Raw genomic sequence first — 16,555 nt, 5'->3', positions numbered from 1 at the left:
ATCTTGGCGGCCGTGTAGCGGGCGGGATGCGGTTTTGACTGCGTCGTACGGCGCGGTGTGGCTGTTCAGGTCTTCAACGTAGCGCCGAGCGCATTGCTGGGGGTCAAGGGGTCGCAGGTTCAAATCCTGTCGTCCCGACTCTGCTTTTCGCAGGTCGGAGGCCGTTCTCTCATCCGTGAGAGGGCGGCTTTTCGCATTCCGGGAGGGCTGGTGGTCGCATTGTGGTCGCAGGCCGGGGCTGGGGACGGTTCGCGGCGGTACAGAAGCCGGGCGGGGCGGGGGAGCGGAGCCGGTTGAGGGCTTCGCGGAGCCGCTTGATGTGGTCGCGTGGTGATCGCAGCTGATTCAGTCGGGCATGGCGGCTGGCTTTCTATTCGGCCCGCGTGAGGGTCTGCTCGATGGTGTCGACGGCTTCGCGGGCGGCTTGTTGGGTGAGGTGGCTGTAGAGGTTGGCCGTGGTGGAAAGGGTGGAGTGGCGCAGGGTCTTGGAGACCACGGTGAGGGGGACGCCGGCGGTGATCGTGAGGGTGGCAGCCAGGTGGCGCAGATCGTGAACGGTCACTCGGGGGACGCCGGCTTCTTCGGAGAGTTGCCGGAGCCGGTCGAGGACGGCGCGGGGCTGAAGCGGCCGGCCGTCGGGTCGGCAGAAGATCAGTCCCGTGAGGGGGGCGCCCGGGGCGCTGTGGGTGCGGGAGCTTGAGCAGGCCCGGTGCCGGAGGGCGGCGGCGACGCGGGGGGAGATGGCAACCCAGTTCTTGCTGGTGCGGGTCTTGGGGGTGGTGATGACGAGTTGGTTGTTGTCGATCGCGGAGAGCGTGCACCGGACGTACAGCACCTGTTCGGGCAGGTGGACGTTGTCCCAGTGCAGGCCGAGGGCTTCGCCTTTGCGTAGGCCGGTGCCGATGAGGAGCTCGAACAGGTCGGCCATGTCGGGGTCGGCTTTGTGGCAGTGCTGGAGGAAGCGGACTGCCTCGTTTGCGGTCCAGATCCGGCGCTCCGGCGAGGGCGGTCGGCGCAGTGCCGGAGGGCTGGCGGGGTTGTGGGCGAGGCGGTGCTGGCGGACGGCGTCCCCCAGCGCGCTGGACAGCGTGGCGAGACACCGATACAGCGTGGTGCGACCGCGGCCGGCGGCGAGCTCGCGGGTCACGAATGCGCTGATGTGCCGGTGCCTGAGCTCCTCCAGCTTGAGGCTGCCGAAGGCGGGGGCGAGGTCGTTGTGCACGTAGTCGCGGTAGCGGGCCATGGTCGTCGGCTTGAGCACCAGCGCCTTTGCCGCCAGACCAGGTGCGGAGGTAGTCGGCGACGGTCTGGTTCGGGTCGGCGTTGAAGCCGCCGGCCTCGCCTTCCAGGAACGTCCGCAGTGCGGCCTCGGCAGCGTCGGGGCTGGTAAAGCCGCCTCGTCGGACGGTGGTCCGGTGATGGTGTGGAGCGGGGATGTCGACGGCGAAGGTCCACGTCCCGTGGTGATGGTCGGTGAGCAGGCGGGGGCAGTGCGCTCCGAGCTGGTGGCGGTGAGTGTCTCGGCCGCCGGCGGGGGCGCAGCCGCTCGCAGTCGCGGGGCGAACAGCCCCTCGATGTCCGCGAAGCGCCCCGTCAGATCCCGGTCAGTCGGGGCAGCGCTTCGGGTTCTTCGAACGGGTTGTGCGCGGCTATGTCCTGTCCGGCGAGGTGTTGGCGCGCGGCTCGGCGTTGTGCCGCCCGGGCCTCTCGTCCGCCGGACGGAGTGGAAGCGGTCGACGGGAGCCCGGGTGGGGCGGGACGGCGGCGTCGTCCGTCACGGGGAGCAGGCGTCGTCCGGCCGATTCCGGTCGCACGTTCGTGCCGCTGCCGACCGGGGAACCCGGTTGGCGGGCGGATGCTCGGATCATGTCCTCGTCGATCCGGATGCCGATGCCTGCCGAGTTGCCGAGGACGAACTCACCGTCCTCGACGTGCAGGTCGACGTGCATGCCGAGCGGTGGCCGGAGGTCCTGCAGTTCGCTGGCCAGGTGGTTCGGTGTGGCGGTCGCGGCGTGCAGCAGGCCGACGGGGGTGTTCCCGACGGGGCTGACCGGCAGATCGTGCGCGTGGGCCAGGGTGGCGACCCGCAGGAAGTGGGTGATTCCCCAGACCGCGCTCGTCTGGACGATGTCGATCGCCCCCGCGGCAAGCAGCGGGCGGAACTGTTCGAGGCCGGAGAGGTTCTCCCCGCTGGCCACCGAGGCCCGGATCCCCCTGCCGACCACGGCCATCCCTTCGGCGTCCCAGCGCCGGACCGGCTCCTCGATCCAGGTGAGGTCGAGGGTGCGTTCCAGCGCGCACACGTGGCGAACGGCCTGCTTGCGGGACCACGACTCGTTCGCGTCGAGCATCAGGGCGGGCTGTTGTCCCCGGGCGGCGTCGGCCAGGACCTCGCGTACCAGCGTCAGCCGCCGCCGGTCCCGGTCGACGTCCAGACCGCCCTTGAGCTTGGCCGCGCGTAGACCGCGCTCCGCATAGGACTCGTACACGGCCACGAGCTCGGCGTCGGTGAGGCCGATGTCCAGACCCGAGGCGTACGCGGGCACCCGCCGGTCGCGACCGCCCAGCAGACGCCAGAGCGGCTCCCCGGCGGCCTGGGCCTTGATGTCCCACAACGCCGTGTCGAACGCGCCGATGGTGCCGAACACCGCGCCCGCGTGACCGGTCTTGAACGTCTGCCGCAGCATGCGGTCGTAGAGTGCCGTGACGCCGCGTGGGTCCTCGCCATCGATGGCGGCGAAGACCGCCTCGGCGTTGACGTGCGGCCCCAGACCGACGCCCGTGATCCCCACGTCGGTGTCCACCAGGATGATCGGTACGGGGGTGAGCCCGTCGACGAAGACGCCGTTGGCGTCGCCGACCGGTCGCCCCCATTCCTGGACCGTGTTCAGGGTTCGAAACCCGGTGATCCGCATGTCAGCCCTTCGTGGAACCGGCGGTGACGCCTTCGGCGATGTGGCGCTGGAACAAGAGGTAGATCATCAGCATCGGCACGGCGGCGATCAGGACGCCGGCGGCGAACGTCGGGATGTCGTCCGAGTACTGCCCGCGAAGCGAGGTGACTCCCACCATCAGGGTGCGATTCTCGGCCGACGGCATCATCAGCAGCGCGATGAGAACGTCGTTCCAGCAGAACAGCGCGTTCAGGATGCCGACCGAGATCAGTGCCGGGGCACCCAGCGGCAGCATGATCCGCCGGTAGACGCCGAAGTGGGTGTTGCCGTCGATCCTGGCCGCGTCGACGATCTCGGCAGGGACATGCGCGTAGTAGCTCGCCATCAGGAAGATCGTGAACGGGAGGAACTGCGCGACGTAGGCGAGGATCAACCCGGCATGGGTGTCGATCAGACCGAGGGCGGCCATCGTATTGGCGAGCGGAACCATGATGACCTGGAACGGAACGAACAATGCCGCGAGGCAGCCGAGGAAGAGCGCCCGCGAACCACGGAACCGCAGTCTGCCCAGGGCGAAGCCCGCCATCGATCCGATCAGCAGCAGCAGCGCGACCGAGCACGTCACGACGATGAGCGAGTTGGCGAAGTAGCGTGCCATTCCGGCGCTGTTCCACGCGGTGGCGAAGTTGTCCAACCGAGGGGAGTCCGTGGGGGCGAAGCGGTCGAGGACGTACTCGTGCCGTGTCTTCAACGCCACGTTCGTGGTGAACACCAGCGGATAGATCGTGGCCAGCGCGAGCGCCGTCATCGGAATGGCGACCAGCCACCTGCTCGTCCGGGAAGCGGACATCATTCCGACCTGCCAGACCGGCGGAGCACGCTGATCTGCAGCAGTCCCACCACCACCATGACGAGGAAGAGCACGGTGGACGCGGCCGAGGCGAGTGCCGGGCGGTTCATCTGGCCCTGCTGGATCCAGATGTAGTACTCCGGCAGGTAGGTGGTGCCCCCTGGGCCGCCGCTGGTCATCACGTAGAGCAGCCCGAACATCGACGTCAGCATTCCGATCATCGTGGTCACGAAGACGAACTGGATGGTTCGGGACAGGCTCGGGATGATCACGTGCCAGATGATTCGGGGAAGTGACGCTCCGTCGATCCGCGCGGCGTCCAGCAGCGAGGAGTCCAGCGCGGCGAATCCGGCGAGGAACACCACCAGCGCCATCCCGAAGGTCGCCCAGACATGGACACCGACGACCGTGTAGATCGCAATGTCCGGATCGCCAAGCCAGTCGACCCGGCCGAGACCGAAGGTTTCGAGAAGGGAGTTGACGGGACCGTCGAAGGCCAGCAGGAGGTTGAAGATCGCGCCGGCGATCACCGGTGACAGCACGGCGGGGAAGAAGTAGACGCCGCGGAAGAACCGGTGTCCTGGAACACGCAGGTAGATGAACGTCGCGAGAAGTCCGGGAATGGCGACCGCCACCGGAAGCAACAGCACCAGCAGTCCCACGTTCCGCAGCGCGCCGAGGAAGAGCGGGTCGTCGAAGAGGGTCGCGTAGTTGTCCAGTCCGACTGAAGCTCCGTCGCGTTCCCCGTCTCCGGTGAAGGAGAAGTTGACGCCGAGCACCAGTGGGTACAGCCGCAACGCGACGATGACCAGCACTGCCGGAGCAACCAGTACATACGGCGCGAGGCGTTCCGCGCTCGTGCGGCGGGACATCGGCCGGCTACCCGCTCGCGCCGTCGGACGAGCGCCATGTCCGGTCATCGACCCGTCCGCTCGGCCGGCGCCGAACGGACCGACGACGGCGTGCCTCCGAGCGGCACCCGGTCAGTCTTCCTGATCCGAGGCGGCGAGCTGCCTCAGCGCCTCGTCGACGGTGACCGACCCGCTCAGCAGTTGCTGGGACAGCCGCCCCATCAGGTCGAGGGTCCGCGAGGAAAGTGCCACGTGCAGGGCGGGTTCGCCGCTCTCGATCCCGGAGACGATTCCGGAGACGGCCGGGCCGGCCTTCGACACGTCGATGGAGGTGTCGGAGACGATCGCGCCCGCGTCGGCGTAGAACGCCGCCAGCGCGTCCCTCGAGGTCAACGAGCGGACCAGGTCGGCGGCAAGCTTGGGATCAGCGGTCCACTTGGCGACCGCGTATCCGATGCCACCGTCATACGGAAGGCTCGGCGTCGCCCCGGCGGTGATAACCGGCGCCCGCATGACGCCGATGTCGTCGGGGTCGAGGAACTCGCCGAAGTCTTTCCAGTGCCCGACGTCCGACATCAGCCCGATGACGTGGGCGGCCTTGCCGGAAGAGAAGATCGCGAAGGAGTCGTTGAACATCGCCGTCGAGTTGGCCCCCTTGTTGTTGAGGCCCGCGCCATCGGTCTCCGTCCACAACTCGAAGACCCGCTTCACGTTCGGGGAAGTCCAGTTCCGGTTTCCGGCGATCCAGTCGTCGTACTCCCGGTCGGTGAGAGCGCCGGACCCCAGGCCGGAGAGGAAGAACTGGATGCCGGCGCCTTCCTTGTTGCCGAGCGCGACGCACGTGGCACCGGTCTTCTCCATGATCGTGGCGCAACCGCTGACGAAATCGCTCCAGGTCGCGGGCGGCCTGTCCGGGTCGAGGCCCGCTTGTTCGTACAGCTTCTTGTTGTAGTAGATCGGGTGACCCTGCAACGTGACCGGCGAGGCGTAGGTCTTGCCGTCCTTGCTGAACGCATCCCAGCTCACCAGGCGGTCCCGGCCCCCGGCGATGTAGGAGTCCAGCGGAACGAGCGCGTCCACCCGGTCGCGGATCTGGCCGCCACCGTTGAACAGCATGACGTCCGGCCCTTTGCCCACCTGGATGGCCGTGCCGAGCAGGGTGTAGTACTGGTCGAACGGTTGGGCCACGAACTCGACGGTGACGTCTGGGTGCTTCTCCGCGAAGTCGGCTTTCGCCTCGTCGATGTAGGCGGCCGCGGCGTCATCTCCCGACTTCCAGTCCCAGACCACCAGCCTGTCCGTACCGCCGCCGGATGACGATTCCGGTCTCGAGGCGCTCCCACAACCGGCCAACGTCAGTGCCGCGACCAGGACGGCCGACCACAGTACTCGCTGCCTCATCGCACGCTCCACTGCTGGTTCGTTCCGCCGTGACACGACCAGAGGTGGAGCAGGGTGCCGTTCGCGGTCCCGTTGCCGCTGGCGTCGAGGCACAGCCCGGACTGCACGCCCCTGATGGTGCCGTCGGCGTTGATGTTCCACTGCTGGTTGGTGCCGCCGTGGCAGTCCCAGATGACCGCCCGGGTGCCGTTGGTGGTCCCCTGCCCGGACGCGTCCAGACACTTGTTGCCGTACACGACGAGCTGCTTGCCGGAGGTGTAGGTCCATCGCTGGTGCGCACCGCTGAGGCAGTCCCAGAGTTGCGCCTGGGCGCCGTTGGCCGTGCTCCCGCCGCTGACGTTGACGCAGCGGCCCGACTGACTGCCCACGATCGTGCCCGTCGGCGGGTCACCGCTGTCCCGCGGCCCGGCGTTCGCCATCACGACCTGGGCGCCGGACGGCCAGTTCCCGCCTGCGACCGTGACATTGCCGCGGACGACGTTGCCGCGGTCTCCGTTCGAGATGTTGGTGCTGCCGTTGGTCGACCAGTTGTCGGTGACCGTCCAGTTGCCCATGTTCTCCCCACCCCAGTAGTTGGCGGTGGCCCAGGTGCCGGTGGCGGAGAAGACGTTGTTGGTGGCGGTGTAGTAGCGGGAGCCCTCGTCGAAGTAGACGCCGAAATAGCCGTTGGTCCGCGAGCAGTAGTTACCGCTGATCACCGCGTTCGGGTTCCACGCCAGCGTGTAGATGCAGCCACCGTCGTTCATCTGCTGCATGACGTCGTGGATGTAGTTGTTGACGAGCCGGTTGCCGGACGCGGTGGTCGGCGTCGAGTACCGCGGCTGGTAGTCGTACAGGCCGCGGTTGGCGTAGTGGTCGCTGCCGCCCGCGTCGTTGCTGCCCCAGCCGTAGCCGATCGACATGCCGGAGTACGGCATGTTGTAGACCTCGTTGTGGGACACGTTCGTGGTCGTGACGTAGGTGGTCAGGACCGACACGTTGCCCCGGTACTCCAGACCGAGGTCGTGGATGCGGTTGTTGCTGACGGTGATGTCCCGGTTGACCATCCGCTGGTCGCTGGGGTGGTGCGCGTCGGCGCGGACGCCGCCGACCACGATGCCACCCGCTGAGTTGCGGGCGATCTCGGACCCGGTGACCGTGATGTCGCTCGCGCCCAGACCGACCCCGCTGGCGTGGGCGTTGGCGTCGTTGCCGATGCCGATGGCCGTCTGTCCCAGGTTGACGAACTCGGAGTCGCTGAAGGTGATGCCGCTGGCGGCGGAAACCTGTACGGCGGCGGGCATCTGGTACCAGTGCGGCCGGGCCGCCTCGAACTGCCGGCAGCCGTTCTGGCAGGACGTCAGCCGGTCGGCGGGCCAGTTCCAGTTGCCCGCGATGTAGGCGCCGGTCTGCTGGTCCGCGTACCCCTGGTTGCCGCTGGGGCCGAGCCAGCTCGTGCCGGTGAACGTGATCCCGCTGAACGTGATGTCGTGCGCGGGCGCGTCATGGGTGCCGCCGACGTTCACCAGCGATTGCAACACCGGCAGCTCCACGCGGGCGTTGCTCATGTTCTGCCCGGCCGACGGGATGTAGTACAGCGTGCCGGTCCCGGGGTTGACGTACCACTCGCCGGGCGAGTCGAGGAACTCGTACGCGTTGGCCAGATAGAACGGACCGGCTCGATGCGGCGCCGCGAGCGTGTCGTACCCGAAGGTGTTGTTGTTCCACGCGGGTTGCTGCATCGTGATGACGTTCCCGTTGATGCTCTGCACGGGCGAGTACCGGTCGGTGAACGAGTTGACGCTCTCCACTTCGACCCGGTTCTGGCCGGCCAGGTTGTTCAGGTAGCCCAGCGCGGAGTTGGAGAAGGTCATGCCCGCGCTGGTGAAGGTGAACGAGGACCGGTTCACCTGCGTACGCGCGCGGGTGGCGATCGCGCCGTCGACGTACAACTGCCGCGTGTCGGTCCCGGTGCCGACGTCCGCGCGCCAGATGTTCTTCCCGGCGTCGGCGACCGACCAGCCGGTGACCGCGCGGGCGCCGCTGATCACGGGACGCGCGGACGGGGCCGCCCGCCACACGACACGGTGACCGTTGTTGCCGGAGTCCGCCGCGGTCATCCGCAGCGGCGCGGACAGCCGGTACACCCCGCCGGCCACCTCGACGACGATGTCGTCCGACATCGTTCCGTTGAGTGATCGCACCGCGGCCTGTGCGGCGGGTAACGAGCACGGCTCGGTGGCCGAGCAACCGGTGCCGGTACCGGACGGGGAGACGTACAGGGTGGTCGTGGCCGCGGAGGCGGCAGAAGCCGGGGCGGCTACAGCCATCGTGGCGGTCAACGCTGCGGCGGCCACGAAGGCCCGCACCGTGGGGGACGAGGATGCGAACACGGGATCTCCTTAACGTGGAATGGATCCGGCGAACGCCCCTGCCGAGGCAGACCTCAGTCCACCATATGAATCAGGTATCCGCAATCAGATGGATGCGACTCATCGGATCAAACAGAGGGAGAGCGTCCGCGGCTCTCGGTGGGCGATCCCTTGACGGCGGTTGACCTGACCGCTTGTATGGGGTCGTTTGAGCATCCGGCTCGGTCAGGATGAGTCGGACTCATCTGAGCTTCACGCGTAGTCCCTGTGCATAGTGAACCCCCACAACATAGTGGAGTGGCGTGATGGTGAGGTACAGATCCTTCTTCCGGTCTGTCGTGGCCGCGGCGCTTCTGGTCGTGGTAGCGGGTGGCACGGCGCACGGTGCTGGTGCGCCCCCGTCGCAGGCGTCCGCCGACGGTGTCGCGGCGAGCGCCGGGTGCGGCACGCCCCCGAAGCTGACCAGCGGTACGCACACGATTCAGAGCAGCGGCAAGACCCGTAGTTTCACACTCAAGATCCCGGACAACTACGACAGCAACCACCCCTACCGCCTGGCGTTCGGCTTCCACTGGTGGGGCGGCACCGCGGGCGATGTCGCTTCCGGCGGAAGCGACGGGCACGCATGGGCCTACTACGGAATGCTGTCCCAGTCGAACAACACCACGATCTTCGTCGCGCCCCAGGGCATCGGCAACGCCTGGGCCAACACCGGCGGCGAGGACGTGACCTTCACCGACGACATGGTCAGGGTGCTCGGCGGCGGCCTCTGCGTCGACACCTCGCAGGTGTTCTCCGTGGGGTTCAGCTACGGCGGCGCCATGAGCTACGCGCTTGCGTGTGCCCGGCCGGCCGTCTTCCGCGCGGTCGCGGCCATCGCCGCTCCAGGACAGATCAGCGGATGCGGCGGCGGCACACAACCCGTGGCGTACATGGGAATTCACGGCATCTCGGACAACATCCAGAGCGGCCGCGCGCTGCGGGACACGTTCGTCCGCAACAACGGCTGCACCCCGCAGAACCCGCCCGAGCCCGCACGGGGCAGCCTGACCCACACGATCACCACCTACTCCGGGTGCCAGGCCGACCATCCGGTTGTCTGGGCCGCGTTCGACGGCGGCCACCAGCAAGGCCCGGTGGACGGGTGCGCCGGCTGTGAGAGCGGCGCCAGGAGCTGGGTCAAATCGGAGCTGTGGCGGTTCTTCACCCAGTTCGGCTCCGACCCGCCCGCACCGACGGTGCCGGAACCGGGGGTGTACTACCGGCTGGCGGCCGCGCACAGCGGCAAGGCGGTCGACGTCGACGGCGCGTCCACCTCGGCCGGCGCGAAGTTGATCCAGTGGTCCGTGCACGGTGGGCTCAACCAGCAGTTCGACTTCGTCCCGTCTGGCGACAGCTACTACCAGATCCGGGCGCGGCACAGCAGTCTGGTGCTCCAGGTGGCGGGCTCGGGCAGTGGTGCGGACATCACCCAGCAGCAGCCGGACACGAACGCCGTCGGTCAGCAGTGGCGGGTGGTCGACCAGGGAGGTGGCGCGGTGAGCCTGGTGAACCGGCAGAGCGGCTTGGCGATAGACGTGTGGGGAGAGTCGACCGCCGATGGCGCCCGTGTCTCCCAGTGGGCCGTGACCGGCGCCGCCAACCAGCGGTTCCAGCTCCAGCGCAGCTGACCTTCCGAAAGGACGGAGAAGCCCCACAACAGCCGGGTGCCGGCGGCGACTGCCTGCAACTGCCCTGGCGGATGGGCCTGCTCACCCAAACCGACTCGCCCCGCTGAACCAACCGGCCGCCGCCCCGCCCCGGGGATGGGCGGCAGCCTCCCGAATGACCCGAACCTTCAGCAACGAAACGAGGGTTGCGATGTTCAGCAGTTCACTTGTGCGGCGGCATGGTCGCATCAGATCGGCCGCTGCCGTCATGACGACAGCCTGTCTTGCGGCGACCGCGCTCGTGCTGTCCGCCGGGACCGCCAGTGCCGCTGACACAATCGGCGCTTCGGCGGCGCAGAGCGGTCGTTATTTCGGCGCTGCGGTCGTCCCCAACCTCCTTGGTGATTCCTCGTACTCGGCCACGCTGAACCGGGAGTTCAACAGTCTGGTGGCCGAGAACGCGATGAAGTGGGACGCCACCGAGCCCAACCGGAACCAGTTCAGCTTCGGTGGCGGCGACCAGATCGTCAGCTACGCGCGGAGCCACGGCATGTCCGTACGCGGTCACACCCTGGTCTGGCACGCCCAGTACCCCGGCTGGGTCGGCAACCTGTACGGCGACGACCTGCGTCAGGCGATGGTCAACCACATCAACGGCGTCGCCGGTCACTGGCGTGGCCAGATCCACTCGTGGGACGTGGTCAACGAGGCGTTCGAGTGGAACGGCAGCCGCCGCCAGTCGATCTTCCAGCAGCGGCTCGGCAACGGCTACATCGAGGAGGCGTTCCGCGCCTCCCGCGCCGCCGACCCGAGCGCCAAGCTCTGCTACAACGACTACGGCACCGACGGCATCAACGCGAAGAGCACCGCGATCTACAACATGGTGGTCGACTTCCGCAACCGCGGCGTGCCGATCGACTGCGTGGGTTTCCAGAGTCATCTCAGCTGGAACTCCGACATGAGCAGTTACCAGGCGAACTTGCAGCGATTCTCCAACCTCGGCGTCGACGTGCAGATCACCGAGCTCGACATCGGCGGCTCCGGCTCCGGCCAGGCAAACGTGTACCGGCAGGTCACCCAGGCGTGCATGGCTGTCGCCCGCTGCACGGGCATCACCACGTGGGGGGTCACCGACCGGCACACGTGGCGCCCCAACGACACCCCGCTCCTGTTCGACTCCAACTACCAGAAGAAGGAGGCCTACTACGCCGTCCTCGACGCGCTCAACGGTGGCGGCAGTGGTGGCGGCACCGGTGGTGAACTGCGTGCGGCGGGCGCGGACAGGTGCCTGGACGTGCCGAACCAGACCACCGCGACCGGGACACGCGTGCAGATCTGGGACTGCTGGGGTGGAGCGAACCAGCGGTGGACCCACACGTCCGCGCAGGAGCTGGCCGTCTACTCCGGAGACTCACGCCGGTGCCTGGACGCTTCGGGTGGCGGAACCAGCAATGGCACGGCAGTGATCATCTGGACCTGCCACGGTGGCAGCAACCAGAAGTGGAATGTGAACGCGAACGGCTCGATCACCAACGCCCAGTCGGGACTGTGTCTGGCCGTCAGCAACGACGCCACGGCCAACGGCACGCTGGTGCAGCTGTGGAGCTGCTCCGGCGGAGCGAACCAGCGATGGGCACTGCGGTGATCCGTGTACGCCACAGAGAGGTGGGACCGAGATGCCCGATCTGACACGACGACAGGCGATGAAGCTGGGCGCGGCCGGTGCCGTGCTGGCCCAGACCGGGTGGACGGCGGTCGCCCGCGCCGACTCGACCGCGCCGCGGGAGGTGCGAGCGGCGGGCGACCTGGCGCTGTGGTACGACGAGGCGGCCGGTTCGGAGTGGCTTCGCGCGCTGCCGGTCGGCAACGGCCGCCTCGGTGCGATGTTGTTCGGCGGCACCGACACGGAACGGTTGCAGCTCAACGAGGACACGGTCTGGGCCGGTGGCCCCCACAACTACGACAACCCGCGGGGTGCCGCCGCCCTCGGGCAGATCCGGCAGCTGGTGTTCGGCGGCCAGTGGGGGCAGGCGCAGGACCTGATCAACCAGACGATGCTCGGCAACCCCGCGGCCCAGCTGGCGTACCAGCCCGTCGGCGACCTCCGGTTCACCCTCCCGAGCGTGAGCGGGGTGTCCGGGTACGAACGCTGGCTCGACCTCACCACCGCCACGACGGTCGTCACCTATGTCGCGAACAACGTGCGGTACCGGCGTGAGGTGTTCGCCAGCGCACCGGACCAGGTGATCGTCATGAGGCTGACCGCGGAGACGCCCGGCTCTATCACGTTCTCGGCCGCGTTCGGCAGCCCGCAGCGCGTGACGGTGTCCAGTCCGGACAGTACGACGATCGCGCTGGACGGCATCTCCGGTGCCATGCGGGGGATCGCGGGCACGGTCCGGTTCCTCGCGCAGGCCAAGGCAGTGGCCGAGGGTGGGAGTGTCACCAGTTCCGGCGGCACGCTGCGGGTCACGGGCGCGAACAGTGTGACGGTGCTGGTCTCGATCGGCACCAGCTACGTCGACTACCGGACCGTGAACGGCGATTACCAGGGCATCGCCCGAAACTACCTGAACGCCGCCCAGGGCGTCGCGTACGGCACCCTCCTCGGCCGCCACGTGGCTGATTACCAGGCGTTGTTCGGCCGTGTCAGTATCGACGTCGGCCGCACCTCGGCGGCCGACCAGCCGACGGACGTTCGGATCGCCCGGCACAACTCGGTCGACGACCCGCAGTTCTCCGCGCTGCTGTTCCAGTACGGCCGGTACCTGCTGATTTCGTCGTCGCGGCCCGGCACGCAGCCGGCGAACCTGCAGGGCATCTGGAACGACCAGATGAACCCGTCGTGGGACTCGAAGTACACGATCAACGCGAACCTGCCGATGAACTACTGGCCTGCCGACACGACCAACCTTGCCGAGTGCCTCGCACCCGTGTTCACGATGATCGACGAACTCACGGCAACCGGCGCCCGCACCGCGCAGGCGCAGTACGGCGCCCGTGGCTGGGTCACGCACCACAACACCGACGGATGGCGGGGTACCTCGGTCGTCGACGGCGCGGTGTGGGGCATGTGGCAGACCGGTGGCGCCTGGCTGGCCACCCTGATCTGGGACCACTACCGGTTCACCGGCGACATCGAGTTCCTCCGGCGGAACTATCCGGCGATGAAGGGCGCGGCGCAGTTCTTCCTCGACACCCTGGTGACCGAACCCAGTCTGGGATACCTGGTCACCAACCCGTCGAACTCGCCGGAACTGAACCACCACCCGAACGTGAGCGTGTGCGCGGGCCCGGCGATGGACATGCAGATCCTGCGCGACCTGTTCGACGGGTACACGTCCGCGAGCGAGGTGCTCGGGGTCGACGCCGCTTTCCGCGACCAGGTCCGGTCGGCCCGGCAACGGCTGGCCCCGATGAAGATCGGCTCGCGCGGCAACATCCAGGAGTGGCTCCACGACTGGGTGGAGACCGAACAGAACCACCGGCACATCTCCCATCTGTACGGCCTGCACCCCGGCAATCAGATCACCAGGCGCGGGACACCCCAGATGTTCGAGGCCGCCCGCCGCACCCTGGAACTGCGCGGCGACGCCGGCACCGGCTGGTCGCTCGCCTGGAAGATCAACTACTGGGCGCGCATGGAGGAGGGCGCGAGAGCCCACAAACTCATCCGCGACCTCGTGACCACGGACCGGCTCGCGCCCAACATGTTCGATCTGCACCCGCCGTTTCAGATCGACGGCAACTTCGGCTCGACCTCGGGTATCGCGGAGATGCTGCTGCAGAGCCACAACGGCGAACTGCACGTGTTGCCCGCGCTACCGCCTGCCTGGCCGACGGGGAGCGTCAGGGGATTGCGGGGCCGCGGCGGCTACACGGTGGGCGCGGCGTGGCACGGCGGTCAGCTCACCGAGCTGTCCGTCACCCCCGACCGCACCGGCACCGTCCGGGTCCGCAGCCGCATGTTCACCGGCGCCTACGACCTGCGCGACACGACGAGCGGCGACCAGGTGCAGCCGACGAAGCCCGAGACCGGCCTGATCGAGTTCACCGGCCAGGCCGGACACACGTACCGCGCGACCGGCCAAGGCTCGGGCTCGGTCGTGGAGCCCGGTGTGTACTACCGGCTGGTCGCCCAGCACAGCGGAAAGCTCGCGGACATCAGTGGCGTGTCCACCGCCGCGGGCGCGCTCCTGCAACAGTGGTCGGCCACCACGGGGCTGAACCAGCAGTTCGACTTCCTCGACTCCGGTGGTGGCTACTACCGGATCAGGGCGCGGCACAGCGGCCTGGTGGCGCAGGTCGCGAACTCGAGCAGCGGTGCCGACATCACCCAGCAACCCGACACCGGCGCCGCGAGCCAGCAGTGGCGGGTGGTCGACCAGGGGAGTGGTGTGGTCAGCCTGGTCAACCGGCAGAGCGGCCTGGCCATGGACGTGTGGAACGCGTCGACCGCGGATGGCGCCCGCATATCCCAGTGGACCCCCGCCGCCGCCGCCAACCAGAGATTCCTGCTTCGACGCGGATAGTGCCGCACAATGCGGGAGAACAAGGAAGTGGCCTTCACCCTGCCAAGCGGACAGACCAGCAATACCCTGCACGGTCGCCTGACGGATCACCCCCTGGCGGCACCGGAGGCGAGCCGCCGACGAGTTTGGCGTTCGGCGACGGCGTAGAGGGCGAGGGCCGGGAGCATCGCGAGGGAGACGTACGCGTGGCGGGTACGCGGCCGTGGCACGGCCACGCAGGAGCCCGGTGTGGCCGGGACCTGCGGGCCGTGGCAGATGGTGCCGATCGGCAGTCCGCGGTCGAAGAAGTGCCTGACGATGATCAGGGGAGTGTCCAGCGCTGGTTGGTGCCGCCGTGGCAGGTCCAGATGATGAGCTGGGTGCCGTTGGCGCTGCTGGCTCCGTTGGCGTCGAGGCACTTGTTCGCCTGCGGGTTCATGAGTGCGCCGTTGGTGCCGGTGGTCCAGTTCTGTCCGGGGCCGCCGTTGCAGGTCGACAGTTGGACGGGGGAGCCGTCGGTGGCACCGGCGACGGTCATGCATTTGCCCAGGGTGCGCCAGGTGTTGCCGTCGCGGGTCCATTGTTGGTTGGTGCCGCCGTGGCAGGTCCACAGTTGGATCTTCGCGCCGTCGGCGGAGCCGGTGCCGCTGACGTCGACGCACTTGCCGCCGGCGCCCACGATGGGACCGGTGGTGGGTGTTGTGCTGCCCAGCTCCCGGATCCGGATGTTGCGGAAAGACACCTCGTCGCCGTCGCCGTGGTTCTGGATACCGATGTGCCCGGAGGCCAGGGAGCGCGCCGGGTCGGTGTTGGTGAAATCGTTGATCTTGGTGCCGTTCAGGAACACCTGCACGCGTTCGCCCTCCACCAGCGCCTCGAAGGTGTTCCACGCGCCCGGCGGGTTGAGCGCCGCGTCGCGGGCGGCGATGTTCGGCGCCTGGAAGCCGTAGATCGCGCCGGTGGTGCGGTCCGGCGAGTCCGTGGCGTCGATCTGGATCTCGTGGCCCTGGTTGAGCGACGTGTTCGGATCGGAGCTGGGCGGGAAGCCGATGAACACCCCGGAGTTGTCGTCACCGGCCATCCGCCAGTCCAGCTTCAGCGAGTAGGCGCCGAACTGCTTGGTGCTGTACCAGAGCAGGCCGAGCCCGCCGAACGACGTCAGGGTGCCGTCGCTGTTGGTGAATCCACCCGGACCAGCCTGGGACCAGCCAGTGGCGGCGCCGTTGTAGAGGGTCGTGTAGCCGTTCTCCGGCCGGCAGTCCGCCTTGGCCCGGTTGGCCGTGTACCGGATGCCGCCGAGCACCAGCGACCGGACGCCCGTCTCGGTGTAGTTCGCCTGGCTGTGGCCGCTGCCGGTGTAGAAGGAACGTCCACTCTGGACCGTTTTGCACCAGGTGTGCGGGTGGTCGGCCCCCATCGAACCACCGGAGTACGTCGACTCGTCCAACGTGGCCAGCACCCGGGCGCCGGCCCGGACGTTGGTCCGGAAGTTGTACCACTCGTCGGTGCGGACCCAGGCGGGCCCGAGGTGCTGGGTGGCCGGGTGTGCCCGGTTCTCCACCCGGACGGTGGCCTGCTGGATGGCCGGGTGCGAGGCGAAGTACGCGCCGACCAGCTCGCCGTAGAACGGCCAGTCGTACTCGGTGTCGGCGGCTGAGTGGATGCCGACGTACCCGCCCCCGCCCCGGATGTATGACTCGAACGCGCTCTGCTGGGTGTTGTTCAGCACGTCCCCGGTGGTGTTGAGGAACACCACGGTCTCGTACTGGGCCAGGTTCGCGGTGGTGAACTTCGCCGAGTCCTCGGTCGCGGCCACCGTGAAGTCGTTCGCCGCACCCAGTTCCCGGATCATCTGGATGCCGGCGGGGATGGAGTCGTGCCGGAAGCCGGTGGTCTTGGAGAACACCAGCACGTCGTACGGCGCGTCGGCGCCACTGGCCGGTGGGCTGGAGCCACTGGCCGGTGGGCTGGAGCCGAACGCGAGAACGGCGAGCATGGCGGCGGTCGCGCCGAGCACGCGCCGGGTGAACGAGCGCTTCATCTCTTCG

General features: G+C 68.2%; 10 protein-coding genes. 3 read left to right on the top strand and 7 right to left on the bottom strand.

Annotation, left to right across the window (positions count from 1 at the left end; translation table 11 throughout):
- Window positions 1-370: 370 nt before the first annotated feature.
- The 6 genes from xerC to ACIHCQ_RS20995 all read right to left on the bottom strand — a co-directional run bounded on the left by xerC (window position 371) and on the right by ACIHCQ_RS20995 (window position 8,305).
- Window positions 371-1,261 carry a tyrosine recombinase XerC gene (xerC, locus tag ACIHCQ_RS21020; protein ID WP_399664158.1) on the bottom strand — a complete coding sequence of 297 codons (891 nt, stop codon included), beginning with the start codon at window positions 1,259-1,261 and terminating at the stop codon, window positions 371-373.
- 388 nt (window positions 1,262-1,649) lie between these two features.
- On the bottom strand, window positions 1,650-2,915 hold the full coding sequence (locus tag ACIHCQ_RS21015; RefSeq protein WP_399664155.1) for a mandelate racemase/muconate lactonizing enzyme family protein: 1,266 nt from the start codon (window positions 2,913-2,915) through the stop codon (window positions 1,650-1,652).
- 1 nt (window position 2,916) lies between these two features.
- On the bottom strand, window positions 2,917-3,744 hold the full coding sequence (locus tag ACIHCQ_RS21010) for a carbohydrate ABC transporter permease (RefSeq protein ID WP_399664152.1): 828 nt from the start codon (window positions 3,742-3,744) through the stop codon (window positions 2,917-2,919).
- The gene (locus ACIHCQ_RS21005) at window positions 3,744-4,616 is read right to left on the bottom strand and encodes a carbohydrate ABC transporter permease (protein WP_399664149.1); all 873 of its coding nucleotides are present in this window, start codon (window positions 4,614-4,616) and stop codon (window positions 3,744-3,746) included. The genes ACIHCQ_RS21010 and ACIHCQ_RS21005 overlap by 1 nt, the downstream gene beginning before the upstream one ends.
- Window positions 4,617-4,727: 111 nt before the next feature.
- Window positions 4,728-5,996, bottom strand: coding sequence for an ABC transporter substrate-binding protein (locus ACIHCQ_RS21000; protein WP_399664146.1), 1,269 nt, complete (start codon window positions 5,994-5,996; stop codon window positions 4,728-4,730).
- On the bottom strand, window positions 5,993-8,305 hold the full coding sequence (locus tag ACIHCQ_RS20995) for a ricin-type beta-trefoil lectin domain protein (RefSeq protein ID WP_399664505.1): 2,313 nt from the start codon (window positions 8,303-8,305) through the stop codon (window positions 5,993-5,995). Before ACIHCQ_RS20995 ends, ACIHCQ_RS21000 begins: the two co-directional genes overlap by 4 nt.
- Window positions 8,306-8,652: 347 nt before the next feature.
- Between ACIHCQ_RS20995 and ACIHCQ_RS20990 the strand changes: the two genes are divergently transcribed.
- The 3 genes from ACIHCQ_RS20990 (at window position 8,653) to ACIHCQ_RS20980 (ending at window position 14,528) form a co-directional block, all read left to right on the top strand.
- Window positions 8,653-10,017: an RICIN domain-containing protein gene (locus ACIHCQ_RS20990; protein ID WP_399664143.1), complete on the top strand. Its 1,365-nt coding sequence runs from the start codon at window positions 8,653-8,655 to the stop codon at window positions 10,015-10,017.
- Between the two features lie 247 nt (window positions 10,018-10,264).
- Complete coding sequence (locus tag ACIHCQ_RS20985) at window positions 10,265-11,641, top strand: endo-1,4-beta-xylanase (protein ID WP_399664141.1); 1,377 nt, start codon at window positions 10,265-10,267, stop codon at window positions 11,639-11,641.
- A gap of 31 nt (window positions 11,642-11,672) precedes the next feature.
- Entirely contained in the window at window positions 11,673-14,528 is a 2,856-nt protein-coding gene (locus ACIHCQ_RS20980) for a glycosyl hydrolase family 95 catalytic domain-containing protein (RefSeq protein ID WP_399664138.1), read from the top strand.
- 301 nt (window positions 14,529-14,829) lie between these two features.
- On the opposite strand, the gene ACIHCQ_RS20975 is transcribed toward ACIHCQ_RS20980, so the two are convergent.
- Window positions 14,830-16,548: a ThuA domain-containing protein gene (locus tag ACIHCQ_RS20975; protein ID WP_399664134.1), complete on the bottom strand. Its 1,719-nt coding sequence runs from the start codon at window positions 16,546-16,548 to the stop codon at window positions 14,830-14,832.
- Between the last annotated feature and the right edge of the window lie 7 nt (window positions 16,549-16,555).

It is taken from the genome of Streptomyces sp. NPDC052236 (genome assembly GCF_044548015.1).
Lineage (GTDB): Bacteria > Actinomycetota > Actinomycetes > Streptomycetales > Streptomycetaceae > Streptomyces.
The sequence above is the reverse complement of the archived record's forward strand: the minus strand, read 5'-3'. Positions and strand labels throughout refer to the sequence as shown.

What these genes read in the sequence shown, in the direction of transcription:
- ACIHCQ_RS21015 (WP_399664155.1), bottom strand. Translation starts at nt 2,915, where the DNA reads ATGCGGATCACCGGGTTTCGAACCCTGAACACGGTCCAGGAATGGGGG.
- ACIHCQ_RS21010 (WP_399664152.1), bottom strand. Translation starts at nt 3,744, where the DNA reads ATGTCCGCTTCCCGGACGAGCAGGTGGCTGGTCGCCATTCCGATGACG.
- ACIHCQ_RS21005 (WP_399664149.1), bottom strand. Translation starts at nt 4,616, where the DNA reads ATGTCCCGCCGCACGAGCGCGGAACGCCTCGCGCCGTATGTACTGGTT.
- ACIHCQ_RS21000 (WP_399664146.1), bottom strand. Translation starts at nt 5,996, where the DNA reads ATGAGGCAGCGAGTACTGTGGTCGGCCGTCCTGGTCGCGGCACTGACG.
- ACIHCQ_RS20995 (WP_399664505.1), bottom strand. Translation starts at nt 8,305, where the DNA reads ATGGCTGTAGCCGCCCCGGCTTCTGCCGCCTCCGCGGCCACGACCACC.
- ACIHCQ_RS20990 (WP_399664143.1), top strand. Translation starts at nt 8,653, where the DNA reads ATGGTGAGGTACAGATCCTTCTTCCGGTCTGTCGTGGCCGCGGCGCTT.
- ACIHCQ_RS20985 (WP_399664141.1), top strand. Translation starts at nt 10,265, where the DNA reads ATGACGACAGCCTGTCTTGCGGCGACCGCGCTCGTGCTGTCCGCCGGG.
- ACIHCQ_RS20980 (WP_399664138.1), top strand. Translation starts at nt 11,673, where the DNA reads ATGCCCGATCTGACACGACGACAGGCGATGAAGCTGGGCGCGGCCGGT.
- ACIHCQ_RS20975 (WP_399664134.1), bottom strand. Translation starts at nt 16,548, where the DNA reads ATGAAGCGCTCGTTCACCCGGCGCGTGCTCGGCGCGACCGCCGCCATG.